Source organism: Rathayibacter sp. AY1B5 (genome assembly GCF_002932795.1).
GTDB lineage: Bacteria > Actinomycetota > Actinomycetes > Actinomycetales > Microbacteriaceae > Rathayibacter.
On record NZ_PSWM01000007.1, the window covers coordinates 93,935 to 111,799 of the forward strand.

Sequence of the window (17,865 nt, forward strand, 5' to 3'; positions counted from 1 at the left end):
CCGGGCGGCAGAACCTAACCGTTCGCTGCACGCGCCGTCCGCGCCGCTTCCGGGGGCGGGCTGCACTAGCAGTCGGGGCGCGCTCCGACCAAGCCGCCCGGCGCGATCCGGGCCCGCCGGTACACTCGTCCTGAGCGGAAGGAGGCTCGTTCGCATGGATGAGCGCAACGACGAACAGCCCGACACCGGCACCGGTCCCACGCCGCGGACCGCCATGGACGCGGCTCGGGAATCGGGACAGTACTCCCCGCGAGCGAGCGACACCGCTCCGACCCTCCTGCCCGACGGCGTGCGGATCACGCCGCCCGGCCCGCGGCGCCGCTCCACCGCCCCCGCTCCGGTCGAGGACGAGGACGCGATCGACGTCGGCCGCCTCGGCCTGCCGCCCTCGCATTCGCACGCTCTCGTGCCGCCGGAGCCGAGTCCTGCTCCGACCCCCGCACCGGCTCCCGCGCACCCGTCTGTCGCGAACGGACCGGTCTCGGCGGGGATCCCCGCTCGAGCGGAGTCCGCCGAGAAGCCCGCGGCGTCCGAGTCCGTGGGGGAGCCCGCCGCCGTCCCCACCCGCCGCGACCGCCTCCGCGCCGAGTCCTCGAGCGCCGCTCCCGCCCCGTCCACGCCGAGTGCCGCCGTCCCCGAGTCGGCGTCGATGCTCACCCCGGACAGGCTCCTGGAGGTCAACCGCAAGACCCGCCCCGCTCCCACGGGAGGCTGGCACCGCTTCCTGTACGGCCTCACCTTCCACACGGTCAACCTCGGCGACTCCGCGAAGGTGAAGGCCTGGAAGGCGATGGACGAGCGGATCGGCCGGCAGTTCGAGGGCGGCACCCGCTTCGTCCCGGTGATGACCCGCAAGGGCGGCGTCGGCAAGACGACGGTCACGACGCTCCTGGGCATGGCCCTCGCCGACGCTCGCGAGGACCGCATCATCGCGGTCGACGCGAACCCCGACCGCGGCACCCTGGCCGAGCGCGTCCCCAAGCAGACGCGGGCGACCGTCCGCGACGTCGTGAACCGCGCGGCCGGCGTGACCGGGTTCACCGAGTTCTCGACGATGGTCTCCCGTGACGAGACCCGCCTCGACGTCCTCGCCTCCGACACCGATCCGCAGCTCTCCGAGGCCTTCGACGAGGACGACTACAACGTGGTCGCCGACCTGGTCGAGCGCTTCTACTCGATCATGCTCACCGACTGCGGCACGGGCATCGTGCACTCGGTGATGCGGCCCACGCTGCAGCGCGCCGACACGGTGGTGATCGTCTCGGGCGGCAGCGTCGACGAGGCCCGCCTCGCCTCCGAGACCCTCACCTGGCTGGACGCGAACGGCTACGGCGCCCTCGTGCGCAACGCGGTCGTCGCGCTCAACACGGCGACGCAGGGCACGAGCCTGGTGAAGCTGGAGGAGATCGAGTCTCACTTCCGCTCCCGCGTCCGGGACATCGTCCGCATCCCCTACGACCCGGTGCTCGCCGCCGGCTCCGTGGTGAAGTGGGAGCAGCTGCGCGAGGGGACGAAGGACGCCGCTCGCCTGCTCGCCGCGCTCGTGGTCGAGGGCATGCCGGTCCGACGTGTCTGAGCCCCGGGGCTCCGAAGCGGTGTCCGCCGCGTTCCAGGACCGCACCGACGGACCCGACGCGTCCACCGACGCCTTCGATCTGATCGTCATCGGGGCCGGCTCCGGCAACTCGATCGTCGGTCCGGAGTTCGACGGCCTGCGGGTCGCGATCCTCGACGACGGCGAGTGGTTCGGCGGCACCTGCCTCAACGCCGGCTGCATCCCGACGAAGATGTTCGTCCATGTCGCCGACGTGGTCACCGACGTCGACCAGGGCGGCCCGATCGGCGTCCACTCCCGCCTCCGCCGCCCCGAGTGGGCCGAGGTGCGCGACCGGGTCTTCGGCCGGATCGACGCGATCAGCGAGGGCGGGTTCGAGTACCGCGATCAGCGCTCCCCGAACGTGACCGTCCTCCGCGAGAGCTTCGGCTTCGAGTCGCTCGGAGACGGCGACCGCCCGCACGTCCTCGTCAGCGCCAGCGGTGCCCGCATCAGCGCACCGCAGGTGGTCGTGGCCGCAGGCTCGCGACCCAGGCCGCTTCTCGCGGCGTACGAGCCCGACCCCCGGATCCAGGACTCCTCCTCGGTGATGCGGCTCGACGAGCTCCCCGAGCGGATGCTGATCCTCGGCGGCGGCGCGGTGGCCGTCGAGTTCGCCCACGTCTTCTCCTCCTTCGGCACTGCAGTGACCGTCGCCGTCCGCGGCGATCGCCTCCTCCGCGCCCTCGACGAGGACGTCTCGCGCCGGTTCACCGGGATCGCCGCCGAGCGGTACACCGTGCTCACCGGAGTGAGCGCCGAGAGCGTCGACGCCCGCCCGGACAGCCTCCGCGTCACCCTCAGCGACGGCGCGACGGTCGAGACCGACCTGCTCCTCGTCGCCCTCGGCCGCGACCCCAACAGCGACACGGTCGCCGCCGCCTCCGTCGGGATCGACCTGCACGAGGACGGCCGGATCAGCGTCGACACCGAGCAGCGCGTGCTCTCCGGCGGCCGCCCCGTGCCCGGCCTCTTCGCCCTCGGCGACGTGTCGTCCCGCTGGCAGCTCAAGCACGTCGCCAACCACGAGGCGCGCCTCGTGGCGCACAACCTCCTGCATCCGGGGGAGCTGCTCTCGAACACCCTCTCCCCGGTGCCCGGCGCGATCTTCGCCCACCCGCAGATCGCCCACTTCGGACTCACCGCGGCCGAAGCGCGGGACCAGGGCCTGGACGTCGTCACCGTCACCCAGGAGTACGGCTCCACCGCCTTCGGTTGGGCGCTCGAGGACGACTCCAGCGCCTGCCTCCTGGTCGTCGGACTCGACGGCGCCCTCCTCGGCGCGCACATCATCGGGCCGCAGGCCAGTATCCTCATTCAGCCGCTCGTCCAGGCCGCCAGCGCCGGCACCGGCATCCGCGGACTCGCCCGCAGCCAGTACTGGCCGCACCCCGCAGCGAGCGAAGTCGTCGAGAACGCCCTCCTGAGCGCGGAGGAGGCCCTGAGGGAGCGCACCACATGACCGAACGCCAGATCCGCATCTTCGGGGACCCGGTGCTGAAGACCCCGTCCACGACCATCGAGACGGTCGACGTCGGCGTCCGCGGCCTCGTCGAGGACCTCGTCGACAGCGTCCGCCCGCCCGGACGCGCCGGCGTCGCAGCCCCCCAGATCGGCGTCAACCTCCGCGCCTTCAGCTACAACGTCGACGGCGTCATCGGCTACATCCTCAACCCCGAGATCGTCGAGCTCAGCGGAGACCCGCAACCGGTCGATGAGGGCTGCCTCTCCGTCCCGAACCTCTGGTACCCCGCGATCCGCTACCCCCACGCGAAGGTCCGCGGCACCGACCTCGACGGCAACGAGATCGTCCTCGAAGGCGACGGCCTCATGGCCCAAGCCCTCCAGCACGAATGCGACCACCTCGACGGACGTCTCTACCTCGACCGCCTCTCCAAGGACGACCGCCGCGCCGCCATGAAGGCCGTCCGCGAATCCGACTGGTTCTGAGTGGGATTCCGAGCCGGTCCCTGCCCGGCTCGGCGCGGTCGGCTCTTCGAGGTGGGAGCGCTCTGTAGAGCGTGTCGCGTTCCGCCGACGGGAAAGCGCTGGGACGCGCTTTCCCGGATACGGCGGTGTTGATGGGGGAGCCGGTCCTTGCCCGGCTCCGCGCGGTCGGCTCTGCGAGGTGGTGCGTTCCGGGGAGCGTGTCACGTTCCGCCGACGGGAAAGCGCTGGGACGCGCTTTCCCGGATACGGCTGTGTTGAGGGGGAGCCGGTCCTTGCCCGGCTCCGCGCGGTCGGCTCTTCGAGGTGGTGCGTTTCGTGGAGCGTCCTGCGTTACGCCGACGGGAAAGCGCTGGGACGCGCTTTCACGGATACGGCTGTGTTGAGGGGGAGCCGGTCCTTGCCCGGCTCCGCGCGGTCGGCTTTGCGAGGTGGTGCGTTTCGTGGAGCGTGTCGCGTTCCGCCGACGGGAAAGCGCTGGGACGCGCTTTCCCGGATACGGCGGCGTTGATAGGGGGAGCCGGTCCTTGCCCGGCTCCGCGCGGTCGGCTCTGCGAGGTGGGGGCGTTCCGTGGAGCAGGGAGCGTAACGCCGACGGTGAAGCGCTGGCACGCGCTTCACCGGATACGGCTGCGTCGGGATCGGAGCGGGTTCTGCGCGACTCGCGCGGGGGGCGCGCGTCAGCGGAGGGAGATGCCCTCGGTGGCGGGGGCGGCGGAGTAGACGGCGGCGATGGTGTCGGCGAAGTCGGCGAGAATGACGTTCCGCTTGATGCTCATCTTCGGAGTCAGGTGACCGCTCGCCTCCGTGAACTCGGTCGGGAGGATCACGAACTTGCGGATCGACTCCGCACGGGACACGCGCTCGTTCGCCGCGTCGACGGCCCGCTGCACCTCGGCCAGAACGACCGGGTTCACGGCCGCGTCCTCGAGCGAGAGACCCCTGTCCTGCCCGTTGTTCGCGAGCCACGTCGGCAGCATCTCCGAGTCGAGCGTGACCAGTGCGGCGATGAACGGCCGCTGATCGCCGACGACGACGACCTGACCGACCAGGGGATTCGCGCGGATCGGATCCTCCAGCGCCGCCGGAGCGACGTTCTTGCCGCCGGCGGTGACGATGATCTCCTTCTTCCGCCCGGTGACGCGCAGATACCCGTCCTCGTCCAGCGTTCCGAGATCGCCCGTGCGGAACCACTCGCCGTCGAACGACTCGGCCGTCGCCGCCTCGTTGTTCCAGTAGCCGCCGAAGACGTCGATGCCGCGCACCTGGATCTCGCCGTCGCCCGCGATCCGGATCGAGACCCCGGGCATCGCCGGGCCCACCGAGCCGATCTTGAACCGCTCGGTGCGGTTGACCGTGGCGGGCGCCGTCGTCTCGGTGAGGCCGTAGCCCTCGAGGATCTTGATGCCGAGGCTGTGGAAGAAGTGGCCGAGCCGGTCGCCCAGCGGCGCGGAGCCGGACACGGCGAAGCGGACGTTCCCGCCCATGGCGGTGCGCAGCTTCGAGTAGACGAGCCGGTCGAAGAGGAGGAACTGCAGCTTCAGCGCGAGCGGCACCGAGCCCGCCTCGAGCGCCATCGAGTGGGCGACGGCGACATCGGCCGCGCGGCGGAAGATCTTCCCCTTGCCTCCGGCCTCGGCCTTCTGCTCGGCCGAGTTGTAGACCTTCTCGAACACGCGCGGCACGGCCAGGAGGAACGTCGGCTTGAAGGACCCGAGCGAGGGGAGCAGCTGCCTCGTGTCGGCCTGGTGCCCCACCTTCACCCCGCCGTGCACGCAGAGGATCGCGATGAAGCGGGCGAACACGTGTGCCGTGGTGATGAACAGCAGCGTCGACGCGCCGGGCTGATGGATCAGCTCCGTCAGGGCGACCGCCGAGTTGCGGCTGAGCTCGACGAAGTTCGAGTGCCGGATGATGCAGCCCTTGGGGCGGCCGGTGGAGCCGGAGGTGTAGATGATCGTCGCGATGTCGGTACCGGTCGCCAGTGAGCGGCGGCGCTCGATCTCGGCGTCCGGCACGTCGACGCCGCGCGCGACGAGCTTGTCCAGATCACCCAGCCCGATCTGCCAGGCGAGGCGGACCTCGGGCAGGTCGGCGCGGATCTCGTCGAAGCGGGCGAAGTGCTCGGGGGTCTCGACGATCACGGCGTGCGCGCCGGAATCGGCGAGGTTCCACTGCACCTGCGCGGGGGAGGAGGTCTCGTACACCGGGACGAGGACCCCGCCGGCGAACCAGACGGCGAAGTCGATCAGCGTCCACTCGTAGCGCGTCCTGCAGATCAGCCCGACCTTCTCGCCCGGCTCGAGGCCGGCGGCGACGAAGCCCTTCGCGAGGGCCGTGACCTGGTCGAGGAACTCCTGCGCCGTCACGTCGCGCCAGCCCTCGCCGTCGGGAAGCGCGAAGAGCGGCCGGTCGGGCGTCTCGCGGACGCGGTCCAGCAGGAGGGCGGTCGTGTTGGCCTGGGGATCGGCCGGAACCACCAGGGGGGAATCGAACTGGTCCACGGCAACTCCTTCGGTACCTGAATGAACGTCGTCTCCACCCTACCGGCGCGGCGCAAGCTGTGGATCCGTTCAGGGTAACGATCCAGCGGTGGCTCCGCGAGGAGGTCCGACACGCGTCGCCGGGTCTCGCCGCTGAGCCGCACCGGAGCGCTCGCGGTCACTACACTCGTCCTGGCCGCCGCTCAGGGCGGTCCGCCGACGCTGCCGCGCCGGTGGCGACGGGAAGGCGGTTCGCGTGCACGCGATCGGGATCGACATCGGCGGCACGAAGATCGCCGGAGCCCTGGTCGACGAGTTCGGGGGGATCCTCCGCGAGGACCGCCGGCCCACTCCTGCCGGGCACCCCGAGCTGATCGTCGACGTCGTGGTCGAGATGGTCGAGCATCTGCGCTCCGGCCTGCTCCCGGGGGACGTCGCCGCGGTCGGAGTCGCCGCCGCCGGCTTCATCGACGCCTCGCAGTCGATCGTCTACTACGCCCCGAACATCAACTGGCGCAACGAGCCCTTCCGCGAGAAGCTCTCGGCCCGCATCGACCTGCCGATCATCATCGAGAACGACGCGAACGCCGCAGGCTGGGCCGAGTTCCGCTACGGCTCCGGCCGCCTCGTCAGCGACATGCTGATGCTCACCATCGGCACCGGAGTGGGCGGCGCGATCGTCATCAACGACCGGCTCCTGCGCGGCGGCTTCGGAGCCGCGGCCGAGATCGGGCACATGCGCGTCGTTCCCGGAGGCCTGCCCTGCGGGTGCGGCGCCCGCGGCTGCATCGAGCAGTACGGCTCGGGCCGCGCGCTCCAGCGCTTCGCCGGCGAGCTCGCCGACGCGGGCGGGATCGGCCAGGGCATCGCCGACGCCCGCGCCCGCAACGGCGGCGAGCTGAACGGCCACCTCATCTCCGAGCTGATCACTGCAGGCGACCTGGGCGCCCTCGCGGCGCTGCGCCAGCTCGGCCACTGGCTGGGCGAGGCGGCGGCCAGCCTGAGCGCGGTCCTCGACCCGCAGATGTTCGTCATCGGCGGCGGAGTGGCGCAGGCCGGCGATCTCCTGCTGGACCCCATCCGCCAGGCCTACCTCGACAACCTCCCCGCCCGGGGCTACCACCCCGAGCCCGAGTTCCGCATCGCGGAGCTCGTCAACGACGCCGGAGTCGTGGGGGCCGCCGACCTGGCGCGCCTGCACGCGAGCTCCCTCTAGCGGCACCCGCCGCACCCGATCCGCCGCACCGCCGAGGAGCCCGATGTTCTACTGGTTCATGAAGCACATCGTCGCGGGCCCGCTCCTGAAGACGATCTTCCGCCCGTGGGTGGTCGGCGCCGAGAAGGTGCCGCAGAACGGCGGCGTGATCCTCGCGAGCAACCACCTCTCGTTCATCGACTCCGTGATCCTCCCGCTGGTGATCGAGCGGAACATGGTGTTCCTCGCCAAGAGCGACTACTTCACCGGCAAGGGCCTCAAGGGCTGGGCGACGCGGACGTTCTTCACCGCGACGGGGATGCTGCCGATCGACCGCTCCGGAGGCAAGGCGTCCGAGGCCTCGCTCAACACGGGGCTGCGCGTCCTCGCGGGCGGCCACGCCCTGGGCATCTATCCCGAGGGCACGCGCAGCCCCGACGGCCGCATGTACCGCGGCCGCACCGGAGTCGCCCGCATGGTCCTCGAGGCAGGCGTGCCCGTCATCCCGGTCGCCATGATCGACACCGCGCGCATCATGCCCATCGGCAAGCGCCTGCCGAAGCTCGGCCGCATCGGCATCGTGTTCGGGGAGCCGCTCGACTTCAGCCGCTTCGAGGGCATGGAGGGCGACCGCTTCATCCTCCGCTCGATCACCGACGAGATCATGTACGAGCTCCTCGCCCTGAGCGGCCAGGAGTACCTCGACGTCTACGCGACGTCGGTCAAGGAGAAGCGCGCGGCACTCACCCGCTGAGCGCCCGCTCGACGCCGGGGCCCCCTCCCGGCCGAGCACCCTGCCAGGCGATAAGCTCGTCAACCGCTGCCGTCCGTCCGGACGGAGGCCCTCCGCGCGCCGCTGGCGCCCGTCAGAACCGGGAACACCCTCGTGGTCATCGATCCGAACGAACCGTACGTCCTCGCCGCCCCCTCCGTGGTCGCCGGCCTGGACTATTGGCGCGAGCTCGAGATCAAGCAGCAGCCGCAGTGGCCCGACGCGGAGGCCGTGCGAGCGGCGTCCGCCGAGGTGGCCGCGCTGCCTCCGCTGGTCTTCGCCGGCGAGGTGGACCAGCTGCGCGAGCGTCTCGGAGCCGCGGCCCGCGGCGAGGCGTTCCTCCTGCAGGGCGGCGACTGCGCCGAGACCTTCGCCGGAGCGACCGCCGAGCAGATCCGCAACCGCGTGAAGACCGTGCTGCAGATGGCCGTCGTCCTGACCTACGGCGCGAGCATGCCCGTCATCAAGATGGGCCGGATGGCCGGGCAGTTCGCGAAGCCCCGCTCGAGCGACCTCGAGACCCGCGGCGACGTGACCCTGCCCGCCTACCGCGGCGACATCGTCAACGGCTACGACTTCACTCCGGAGTCGCGCGCCGCGGACCCGCGCCGCATCGTGCAGGGCTACCACACCGCCGCCTCGACGCTGAACCTGATCCGCGCCTTCACGCAGGGCGGATTCGCCGACCTGCGCCTCGTCCACTACTGGAACAAGGGCTTCACCGAGAACCCGCAGAACCAGCGCTACGAGCAGCTGGCCCGCGAGATCGACCGCGCGGTCAAGTTCATGGTGGCGTGCGGGGCCGACTTCGAGGGCATGAAGCGCACCGAGTTCTACACCGGCCACGAGGGCCTGCTGATGGACTACGAGCGCCCCATGACGCGCATCGACTCACGGACCGGCACGCCGTACAACACCTCCAGCCACTTCATCTGGATCGGCGAGCGCACCCGCGAGCTCGACGGTGCGCACGTCGACTTCCTGTCGCGCGTGCGCAACCCGATCGGCGTGAAGCTCGGCCCGTCGACCACGCCCGAGACGATGCTCGAGCTGATCGACAAGCTCGACCCCGAGCGGGAGCCGGGTCGCCTCACCTTCATCACCCGCATGGGTGCCGGGAGGATCCGCGACGCGCTCCCGCCGCTGCTCGAGGCCGTCAAGCGCAGCGACGCCCTGCCGCTGTGGGTGACCGACCCGATGCACGGCAACGGGCTGACGACGCCGACCGGCTACAAGACCCGTCGCTTCGACGACGTGGTCGACGAGGTCAAGGGCTTCTTCGAGGCGCACCGCGCCGCGGGGACGCACCCCGGCGGCATCCACGTCGAGCTCACGGGCGACGACGTCACCGAGTGCCTCGGCGGCTCGGAGCACATCGACGAGGCGACGCTCGCCACCCGGTACGAGTCGGTCTGCGACCCGCGCCTCAACCACATGCAGTCGCTCGAGCTCGCGTTCCTGGTGGCGGAGGAGCTCCGGGGCCGCGCGATCTGAGCACGACCGCCGGTCGAGTCCCCGCCGGGGAGCTCGACCGGCGGCGTCAGGTGGTGATGGTGATCGACAGCTGGATCGTCGTGCCGCGCTGCACGAGATCGCCGGCCTTATTGGACTGGTTCGTGACCTTGGTCAGCTCGTTCGGCGCCGCGTCGATCAGCGGGCCGAGCGTCGTCAGGGAGTAGCTCCACGACAGGTCCGCCGCCTCGAGGGCCGCCTTCGCCTCGTCGCGGTTCATCCCCACGACGTCCGGCACCGCGACCGGCTCGGGCCCCTTCGACACGACGACCGAGACGGTGTCGCCGGTCACGGCGGGTGCCTCCGGGTTCGCCTGCGTGAGGACGACGCCCGCGGCCACGGTGTCGCTCCAGTCCTCGCCGCTGCGGTCGAGGGCGAGTCCGGCAGCCTCCGCCTTCGCCGTCGCGTCGTCGATCGAGAGGCCGACGACGTTCGGGATCGGTCCGAGGCTCACGACCATCGCGATGGTGCTGGTCTCCGACATCGTCTCGGGCAGCGCCGATCCGTCCGGCAGCGAGGCGGAGACGACCACACCCGCGTCGACGTCGGCGTCGAAGATCTTCGAGACGTCGCCGACGGTGAAGGACCCGCCCGTCACCGCGGCTGCCGCGTCCGCCTCCGAGAGGCCGGCGAGCGAGGGGACCGGCAGCTGGCGCGGCCCGCTCGAGACGGTCAGGGTGATGACGGAGCCCTTGTGGACCCCCTGCCCGCCGGGCGGATCGGAGCTCACCACCGTCCCCGCGGGCACGGTGAGGTCGGGCGTCTCCTGCGGCTGCACCTCGAAGCCCTGCGCCTGCAGCTGGGCCGTCGCGTCCTGCTGCGACTGGCTGACGACGTCCGGGATCGACACGATCGCCCCGGGCCCCTCGCCGAACCACCAGGCCGTCCCGCCGCCGATGAGCGCCAGGAGGAGCACGACCACCGTGAGCAGGACGCCGCGGCGCCGTCGGACGCGGCGCCTGCCCGCGAGCCGGGCGACCGTGTCGTCGTCCTCGTCGACCACGAGCACCGCTCCGGGCGCCGGCGCCGGGTCGAAGACCGACGTCTGCCCGGCCTCCGCCGGATCGAAGACGGCCGTCGCCGGCGCCGGATCGGCGACGGGCGCCGGGAGCGGGGTGACCGCCTGCGTGTCGCCGCGGCGGTCGCTCGGCGTGATGCCCATGAGCCGCTCGGCCTCGAGGAGCTGGGCGAGCATGACGCCGGCGTCGCGGGGCCGCATGTCCGGGTCGCGCTCGGTCGCCCAGAGGACGAGCTCGTCGAGCGAGGTGGGCACGGAGGCGACCGTCGCGCTGGGGTACGGGACGGAGTCGTTCGCGTGCTGGTAGGCGATCTGCATCGGCTGCTCGCCCGTGAAGGGCTGCTGGCCGGTGAGCATCTCGTAGATCATGATCCCGATGGCGTAGATGTCGCTGCGGGTGTCGGCGGTGCCGCGCGTGACCAGCTCGGGGGAGAGGTAGGCGATCGTGCCGAGGAGGGCCTGGCCGGAGGCGGTGTTGGCGGAGGCGGCGCGCGCGAGGCCGAAGTCGCCGATTTTGATCCGGCCGTCGTCGGCGAGGAGCACGTTCTCGGGCTTGAGGTCGCGGTGGAGGATCCCGGCGCGGTGCGCGGCGGCGAGCCCCGAGAGCACGGAGTGCATGATGTCCACGACCTGCTGGGCGGTCAGCCGACCGCGCTCCTTGAGCAGGTCGCGCAGGGTGATCCCGGGGAGGTACTCCATCACCAGGTAGGCCATGTCCGAGTCCTGGCCCTGATCGAAGACGCTGACCACGTTCGGGTGGGCGAGACGGGCGGCGGAGCGCGCCTCCTGGACGAAGCGGTTCTTGAACGTCGCGTCGTCGGAGAGGTGGCCGTGCATGACCTTCATCGCCACGCGGCGCTCGAGGCGCTGGTCGTGCGCGAGGTACACCGTCGCCATGCCGCCGCGGGCGATCCTCGAGCGCACCTCGTACCGGCCGTCGACGAGACGGCCGAGGAGAGGGTCGAGCTGGCTGGTGGTCACGCGACGAGTCTAGGCAAGACCCCCGGGGGAACCGGTGAGCGACGCCCGGGCGGCGCAGGACGGGATCGGCACCTTCTCCGGGGCACCCGCAGTTGGCGGCCCCCCGGGCTCGTGGCAGTCTTGTCGCGTGACCGACTCGTCCGCTGCCCCCGCCACCTCGACCGATTCCGAGCTCGAGTGGCTGACCGTCCCCGACCTCGTCGAGCTGACCGGGCTCGGCGCCGGTCGGGTCCGCCGCCTCCTCGAGGAGCGCCACCTGCTCGGCACCCGCCGCGACGGCGTGCTGAAGGTGCCCGCTCTCTTCCTCCGCGACGGGGAGCCGATGAGCGAGATCCGCGGCACCGCGATCCTGCTCTCCGACTCCGGCTTCACCGACGACGAGGCGGTCGACTGGATGCTGACGGTCGAGGAGAGCCTGGGCACGAGCCCGATCGTCGCCCTCCGCGCCGGCCGGAAGGCCGAGGTCCGGCGGGTCGCCCAGGCGCTGGCCTGATCCGCGGGTCCGCTCCTAGGAGGTGCGGACCGTGACCTGGGCGGCCAGCTCGCGCAGCTCCGCCACGCCCTCCGTCCGGAGCGGCGCGTCGGGGAGGACCGCCATCGCCGCGGACACCTCCTGGCCGATGCGCTCCTCGAGCCGCTCGAGAGCGCCGCTGCCCGCGATGATCTCCTGCGCCCGCGCGATGGACGCCTCGTCGACGTCGCTCCGGCCCACGACCGCGTCGAGCTCGGTCCGCTCGCCCGGCGAGCACGCGCCGCGGGCGAGGCCGAGCAGCACGGTGCGCTTGCCCTCCCGCAGATCGTCGCCGGCCGGCTTGCCCGTCACTGCCGGGTCGCCGAAGACTCCGAGGACGTCGTCGCGCAGCTGGAAGGCGATCCCGACCGGGAGCCCGAAGCGGCGCAGAGCGTCCAGCTGCGCGTCGTCGCCGCCGGCGAGGGAGCCGCCGATCACCAGGGGCGCCTCGATGCTGTACTTCGCGCTCTTGTAGACCACCACCCGCTCCGCCCGCTGCAGGTGCTCGTGCTCGGGGTGCTGCACCCACGCGCTCTCCTCGAGGATGTCGAGGTACTGGCCCAGCGTGACCTCGGTGCGCATCAGGTTGAACTCGGCGCGCGCGCGCTCGGCTGCGACGCGGTCACCGAGGGACCACTCCGCCGCGGCGAAGATCTCGTCCGACCAGACCAGGAGCAGGTCGCCGAGGAGGATCGCGGAGGAGCGGCCGAACTCGTCTCGGTCGCCGGTCCAGCCGCCGTCGGCGTGGAAGGAGGAGAAGCGCCGGTGCGCCGCGGGGGCGCCGCGGCGGGTGTCGGAGTTGTCGATCACGTCGTCGTGCACGAGGGCGGCGGCATGGAACAGCTCCAGGCCGGCCCCCACCCTCGCGATCGGATCGGAGCCGCTCGGATGGGCCTCGCTCGAGGTGCTCGAGACCGCGTTCCAGCCCGCCTCGCAGAAGCGCGCGCGGAACCGCTTGCCCCCGCTGAGAAAGTCCCGCGAAAGGTCGCCGAGGGCGGAGACGTCCTCTCCTATGGAGCGCAGAATTGGCGTGCGCCCGGTGAGGAATTCATCGATTCGGAGCTGGACGCGATCGACCAGTCGAGAGCTGTGGTTCACCCGACCAGCCTATGCACCGAAGGTGCCTGGTGCCTGCGTCGGGCTCGGTCTACACTGAAGCGCCGCCCGACCGGTCGAGCCCAGACGCCGCCTATTCCGGTGCCGATCCCCGAAAGGATCGACGCCACACCCTGAAGGGGTCACGATGCCGCTTTCGGAACACGAGCAACGGCTCCTCGATGAGATGGAGCGGAACCTCTACCAGAACGACGCCGATTTCGTGGCGGCGGTCGGCAAGGGGCGCGGCGGCACCAACTACCGGGCGCTCGTGCTCGGCATCCTCCTCGGCATCCTCGGTCTCGCCGTGCTCGTCTCCGGCGTGGTCGTGCGCCAGCCCCTCGTCGGCATCCTCGGCTTCGCCTTCATGCTCGGCGGCGTGATCGTGGCCATGCGGCCGGCCGCCGGCGGCTCCTCCGAGCCCGGCCTGCCCGACGTCGGCCGCCCGTCGAAGCCCCGCTCGGGCAACCGTCAGGGGTCCGGCTTCATGGACCGTCTGAACGACAGGTGGGACAACCGCGGAGACGGGCGCGGCTAGCCCCCCTTCCGCTCCACCACAGGGTCGATCCTCACGGATCGGCCCTTTTTTCGTGCCCGCGGCCTCCCTTCCGCCGCATTCCTCCTCCACTTCGCCCCCCTGTCGCGATTCCGCGGGAACACGCGGATGACCGGGGCCTCTGCGGCGCGCCCCGCTTCGTGCCGGGGTTGTGAGTGGGGGGAAGTGGAGTACTGTGGAGGACACACCATCCTTGGCCGGAAGAAGTGGGGGGCAGTCCGTGTTCCTCGGCACCTATTCCCCCAAGCTCGACGAGAAGGGCCGCGTGATCCTCCCCGCCAAGTTCCGCGACGAGCTCTCCTCCGGAGTCGTCGTCACGCGCGGCCAGGAGCGGTGCCTGTACGTGTTCAGCCAGGCCGAGTTCGAGGTCATGCACGAGAAGATCCGGCAGGCGCCGGTGACCAGCAAGCAGGCGCGGGACTTCCTCCGGGTGTTCCTCTCGGGCGCGAGCGCCGAGACGCCGGACAAGCAGAACCGCGTGACCCTCCCGGCCCCGCTGCGCGCCTACGCCGGCCTCGACCGCGACCTCACCGTCATCGGAGCGGGCAACCGCGCCGAGATCTGGGCGCAGGGCGCCTGGGAGACCTACCTGCAGGAGCAGGAGTCCGTGTTCTCCGACACCCAGGAGGAGGTGATCCCCGGCCTGTTCTAGGTCCTGTCGCGCGACTCCCAGCCACTCGGCGCCCGGACGCACCTTCCCCGGTGTCCGGACGCGAGGTGGATGGGGATCGGACGACAGGAACGGGAACGGCGGGACCGCCATGGCAGAGAACACTCCGAAGGACGCTCCGCGCCCGACCGAGGAGCGGCACCTCCCGGTGCTGCTCGAGCGCTGCGTCGAGCTCCTCGCTCCGGCGCTGGAGCGCGACGGGGCGGTCGTCGTCGACGCGACGCTCGGGATGGGCGGGCACTCGCTCGCGCTGCTCGAGCGCTTTCCTGGTCTGCACCTCGTAGGCCTGGACCGCGACCCCGAGGCGCTACAGCTCGCGGGGGAGCGGCTCTCCGCCCACGCCTCCCGGATCGATCTCGTGCACGCCGTCTACGACGAGCTGCCCGACGTGCTCGACGAGCTGGGCATCGACACGATCGACGGCGCGCTCTTCGACCTCGGCGTCTCCTCGCTCCAGCTCGACGAGACCGAGCGCGGCTTCTCCTACTCCAAGGACGCGCCGCTGGACATGCGGATGGACTCGACCGCCCCGCTCACGGCGGCGAGCATCCTCGCCGACTACGACGAGACCGCGCTGCGCCGCATCTTCCACGAGTACGGCGAGGAGCGTCTCGCCGCTCGCTACGCCAAGAAGATCGTGGAGGCCCGCCGCGAGGCGCCGCTGGAGCGGTCCGGTCGTCTCGTCGAGATCATCCAGGCGGCGACCCCGGTCGCGATCCAGCGGAACGGCCACCCCGCCAAGCGCGTCTTCCAGGCGCTGCGGATCGAGGTCAACCAGGAGCTCTCCGTCCTCGAGCGGGCCATCCCCGCCGCCCTGGGCCGGATCAACGAGGGCGGGCGCATCGTCGTCGAGGCGTACCAGTCGCTCGAGGACCGGATCGTCAAGCGCGCGCTCCAGGCCGCGTCCTCCTCCACCGCCCCGGCCGGCCTCCCGATGGAGCTGCCGGAGCACCGACCCGAGTTCCGACTCGTCATCCGCGGAGCCGAGCTCGCCTCCGACGACGAGAAGGCTCGCAACCCCCGAGCGACACCCGTGCGACTGCGCGCGGCCGAGAGGATCAGGAGCACCGCATGAGCGCCACCGCCGTCATCGACCCCGCCGTCATCGACACCGCCCGCCGGGCACGCCCCGAGGAGGAGGCGCCCCGCCCCCGCATCGAGGCCGTCCCGGCCGGCCAGGCGCAGTCGCGCCCGAAGCTCGTCTACGGGATCGTCGCGGTCGCCGGCCTCTTCGCGATCATCGTCGTCCAGCTCCTCGTGAGCGTCGGCCTCTCGCAGGGGGCCTACCAGATCTCGGCGCTGCAGACCGAGCAGAAGTCGCTCACCCGCAGCAACGCGGAGAAGCAGGACGCCGTCGACACGCTGAGCTCGCCGCAGAACCTCGCCACCGCCGCGCAGGGCCTGGGCATGGTCGCCAACACCGCGCCGGTCTACCTCCGGCTGTCGGACGGCGCCGTGCTGGGCGACCCCTCCTCCGCCGCGTCGAGCGAGGTCGCGGGCACCGCCTCCGCGCCGCTCGTGCCCAACGCGCTCGTCCCGGCTCTCCAGCCCGGCGCGAGCGCGTCGTCCCCGGCTGTCGACGGCGCGGCCGTACCGTTGCAGGGCGAGCTGCCGGCGCCCATCACGCACTGACGCACGGCGTCGCGGTCCGCCTCCCCGCGGGCACCCGCCCCGCGGGGCGCACGACGACCATTCGGACCCGACGAACGGCGGCCCGCCCGCCCGGAGCAAGAAGGACACCGCCGCAGTGAGACACCACCGCTCGAGCAGACGCCGCACAGCCGTCACGTTCGTGATCATCGTCGCCGTCGTCGGACTCTTCATCGGCAAGCTGGTGGACATCCAGATCGTGCGGGCGAACGAGCTCACCGATGCGGCCGCCCAGAACCAGTCGAACAGCGTCGTCACCTACGGCCAGCGCGGCCCCATCGTGGACCGGTCCGGGACGGTGCTCGCCGACACCACCACGCGCTACCGGCTGACGACCTCGCCGAAGAACGTGGCCGAGTTCCCGCGCGAGCTGGGCGAGGACCAGAAGGTCATGGTCAGCGTGCAGCAGGCCGCGTCAGAGATCGGCGCGATCACCGGGCAGTCGGTCGAGCAGATCACCGGGGCGGTGGACGCCGCGCTCGCGAAGGACGCGAAGGCCAACTACCTGATCCTCGCGGAGGGACTGGACCTCGAGGCCTACCAGAAGCTCGTCGCGCTCGACATCCCGTGGACCTACTTCGAGACCCAGCAGGGCCGCAGCTACCCCAACGGCGCGGTGGCCGGCAACCTCGTCGGCTACGTCGGCGCGGACGGAGCGGCCCAGGAGGGCATGGAGTACGCGGAGAACACCTGCCTCGCGGGGCAGAACGGGTCCGAGAGCTACGAGCGCAGCGCCGACTACGTCCGGATCCCGGGCAGCACCGTCTCGGAGACCCCGGCCGTCGACGGCGGGACACTGAAGCTCACCATCGACTCCGACCTCCAGTACTACTCCCAGCAGGTCCTCTCGCAGCGCGTCGCCGAGGTCGGCGGCAGCTACGGGATCGTCGTGGTGCAGGAGGTCAAGACCGGCAAGCTGCTCGCCGTGGCCGAGACGCCGACCGTCGACCCCAACAACGTCGAGGCGAGCGCCTCCGCCGACCGCAGCTCGCGCGCCTTCCGCGCGCCGTTCGAGCCGGGCTCGACCTTCAAGCCGATGACGGCCGCGATGCTGATCGACCAGGGCCAAGCGGGGCCGACGACCCAGGTCGTCGTCCCGGACTCGTTCGAGAAGGACGGCGCCTCGTTCAGCGACGACTTCGCGCACACCCCGACGAACTACACGCTGACCGGCATCCTCAAGGACTCGTCGAACGTCGGCATCTCGATGCTCGGCTCCCGCCTGTCTGCCCAGACCCGCTACGACTACCTGCAGAAGTTCGGGCTCGGCACGCCCACCACGAGCGGCTTCCCCGGCGAGGAGGGCGGCCTGCTCGCCGACTACCAGGACTGGGACAACCAGACGAACTACACGACCATGTTCGGCCAGGGCGTCTCGGCGACCGCGGTGCAGGTCGCGAGCATCTACCAGACGCTCGGCAACGGCGGAGTGCGGCTCCCGTCGCAGCTGATCGACGGCTGCACCACGGCCGACGGCTCCGTCGTGGACGTGCCCGACGCGACGGGGACCCAGGTGGTGTCGAGCTCGGCCGCGAAGCAGGTCGTCGACATGCTCCAGACCCACTACAACGAGGGCTGGCTGGCGAACGACATCCACGTCGACGGCTACAACATCGCCACCAAGACCGGAACCGCGCAGCAGCCCGACGGCAAGGGCGGCTACTCGAAGAGCTACACCGTCTCGCTCGCCGGGCTCGCGCCGGCGGAGGACCCGGAGTACGTCGTGACGGTCACCATCGCCGATCCGGTTAAGATGAACACGTCCCAGGCGACGGCTCCCGTCTTCCAGCAGGTCATGACCCAGGTGCTCAAGACCAACCGGGTGGAGCCGTCCACGGTCCCGCCCGTCGAGTACCCCACGACGTGGTGAGCCCCGCCGGG

15 protein-coding genes are annotated in these 17,865 nt (G+C 71.4%); 12 read left to right on the forward strand and 3 right to left on the reverse strand.

Annotation, left to right across the window (positions count from 1 at the left end; translation table 11 throughout):
- Window positions 1–154: 154 nt before the first annotated feature.
- The 3 genes from C5D44_RS06930 to def are packed head-to-tail and all read left to right on the forward strand — an operon-like array spanning window position 155 to window position 3,544.
- Window positions 155–1,576: a MinD/ParA family protein gene (locus C5D44_RS06930; protein WP_258067899.1), complete on the forward strand. Its 1,422-nt coding sequence runs from the start codon at window positions 155–157 to the stop codon at window positions 1,574–1,576.
- A complete protein-coding gene (locus tag C5D44_RS06935) occupies window positions 1,569–3,056 on the forward strand; it encodes a mycothione reductase (protein ID WP_258067900.1) in 1,488 nt (495 codons plus the stop codon). Before C5D44_RS06930 ends, C5D44_RS06935 begins: the two co-directional genes overlap by 8 nt.
- Complete coding sequence (def, locus tag C5D44_RS06940; protein WP_104281228.1) at window positions 3,053–3,544, forward strand: peptide deformylase; 492 nt, start codon at window positions 3,053–3,055, stop codon at window positions 3,542–3,544. Before C5D44_RS06935 ends, def begins: the two co-directional genes overlap by 4 nt.
- Window positions 3,545–4,221: 677 nt before the next feature.
- Here the strand turns inward: def and C5D44_RS06945 are convergent.
- Window positions 4,222–6,045: a long-chain fatty acid--CoA ligase gene (locus C5D44_RS06945; RefSeq protein ID WP_104276455.1), complete on the reverse strand. Its 1,824-nt coding sequence runs from the start codon at window positions 6,043–6,045 to the stop codon at window positions 4,222–4,224.
- 235 nt (window positions 6,046–6,280) lie between these two features.
- Between C5D44_RS06945 and C5D44_RS06950 the strand changes: the two genes are divergently transcribed.
- The 3 genes from C5D44_RS06950 to C5D44_RS06960 all read left to right on the forward strand — a co-directional run bounded on the left by C5D44_RS06950 (window position 6,281) and on the right by C5D44_RS06960 (window position 9,485).
- Window positions 6,281–7,240: an ROK family glucokinase gene (locus C5D44_RS06950; protein ID WP_104281229.1), complete on the forward strand. Its 960-nt coding sequence runs from the start codon at window positions 6,281–6,283 to the stop codon at window positions 7,238–7,240.
- Between the two features lie 43 nt (window positions 7,241–7,283).
- Window positions 7,284–7,973, forward strand: coding sequence for a 1-acyl-sn-glycerol-3-phosphate acyltransferase (locus C5D44_RS06955; RefSeq protein WP_104276453.1), 690 nt, complete (start codon window positions 7,284–7,286; stop codon window positions 7,971–7,973).
- A gap of 177 nt (window positions 7,974–8,150) precedes the next feature.
- Complete coding sequence (locus C5D44_RS06960) at window positions 8,151–9,485, forward strand: class II 3-deoxy-7-phosphoheptulonate synthase (protein ID WP_104222617.1); 1,335 nt, start codon at window positions 8,151–8,153, stop codon at window positions 9,483–9,485.
- Window positions 9,486–9,531: 46 nt separating this feature from the next.
- Here C5D44_RS06960 and pknB read toward each other — a convergent pair whose 3' ends face one another.
- Window positions 9,532–11,502, reverse strand: a complete 1,971-nt coding sequence (gene pknB / locus C5D44_RS06965; protein ID WP_104281230.1) for a Stk1 family PASTA domain-containing Ser/Thr kinase — start codon at window positions 11,500–11,502, stop codon at window positions 9,532–9,534.
- A 127-nt stretch (window positions 11,503–11,629) separates the two neighbouring features.
- Between pknB and C5D44_RS06970 the strand changes: the two genes are divergently transcribed.
- A complete protein-coding gene (locus C5D44_RS06970; protein ID WP_104281231.1) occupies window positions 11,630–11,995 on the forward strand; it encodes an Rv2175c family DNA-binding protein in 366 nt (121 codons plus the stop codon).
- A gap of 15 nt (window positions 11,996–12,010) precedes the next feature.
- Here C5D44_RS06970 and C5D44_RS06975 read toward each other — a convergent pair whose 3' ends face one another.
- The gene (locus tag C5D44_RS06975; protein ID WP_104281232.1) at window positions 12,011–13,111 is read right to left on the reverse strand and encodes a polyprenyl synthetase family protein; all 1,101 of its coding nucleotides are present in this window, start codon (window positions 13,109–13,111) and stop codon (window positions 12,011–12,013) included.
- A gap of 145 nt (window positions 13,112–13,256) precedes the next feature.
- On the opposite strand from C5D44_RS06975, the gene C5D44_RS06980 reads away from it, so the two are divergent.
- The 5 genes from C5D44_RS06980 (at window position 13,257) to C5D44_RS07000 (ending at window position 17,854) form a co-directional block, all read left to right on the forward strand.
- Window positions 13,257–13,646: a DUF3040 domain-containing protein gene (locus C5D44_RS06980; protein WP_104281233.1), complete on the forward strand. Its 390-nt coding sequence runs from the start codon at window positions 13,257–13,259 to the stop codon at window positions 13,644–13,646.
- A gap of 238 nt (window positions 13,647–13,884) precedes the next feature.
- Complete coding sequence (mraZ, locus tag C5D44_RS06985) at window positions 13,885–14,316, forward strand: division/cell wall cluster transcriptional repressor MraZ (protein WP_104222586.1); 432 nt, start codon at window positions 13,885–13,887, stop codon at window positions 14,314–14,316.
- Window positions 14,317–14,425: 109 nt separating this feature from the next.
- Window positions 14,426–15,409 carry a 16S rRNA (cytosine(1402)-N(4))-methyltransferase RsmH gene (gene rsmH, locus C5D44_RS06990; protein ID WP_104255491.1) on the forward strand — a complete coding sequence of 328 codons (984 nt, stop codon included), beginning with the start codon at window positions 14,426–14,428 and terminating at the stop codon, window positions 15,407–15,409.
- Complete coding sequence (locus C5D44_RS06995; RefSeq protein ID WP_104222588.1) at window positions 15,406–15,966, forward strand: hypothetical protein; 561 nt, start codon at window positions 15,406–15,408, stop codon at window positions 15,964–15,966. The genes rsmH and C5D44_RS06995 overlap by 4 nt, the downstream gene beginning before the upstream one ends.
- A 115-nt stretch (window positions 15,967–16,081) precedes the next feature.
- Window positions 16,082–17,854 carry a penicillin-binding protein 2 gene (locus C5D44_RS07000; protein ID WP_258067901.1) on the forward strand — a complete coding sequence of 591 codons (1,773 nt, stop codon included), beginning with the start codon at window positions 16,082–16,084 and terminating at the stop codon, window positions 17,852–17,854.
- The last annotated feature ends 11 nt before the right edge of the window (window positions 17,855–17,865 follow it).

What these genes read in the sequence shown, in the direction of transcription:
- C5D44_RS06930 (WP_258067899.1), top strand. Translation starts at nt 155, where the DNA reads ATGGATGAGCGCAACGACGAACAGCCCGACACCGGCACCGGTCCCACG.
- def (WP_104281228.1), top strand. Translation starts at nt 3,053, where the DNA reads ATGACCGAACGCCAGATCCGCATCTTCGGGGACCCGGTGCTGAAGACC.
- C5D44_RS06955 (WP_104276453.1), top strand. Translation starts at nt 7,284, where the DNA reads ATGTTCTACTGGTTCATGAAGCACATCGTCGCGGGCCCGCTCCTGAAG.
- C5D44_RS06980 (WP_104281233.1), top strand. Translation starts at nt 13,257, where the DNA reads ATGCCGCTTTCGGAACACGAGCAACGGCTCCTCGATGAGATGGAGCGG.
- rsmH (WP_104255491.1), top strand. Translation starts at nt 14,426, where the DNA reads ATGGCAGAGAACACTCCGAAGGACGCTCCGCGCCCGACCGAGGAGCGG.
- C5D44_RS06995 (WP_104222588.1), top strand. Translation starts at nt 15,406, where the DNA reads ATGAGCGCCACCGCCGTCATCGACCCCGCCGTCATCGACACCGCCCGC.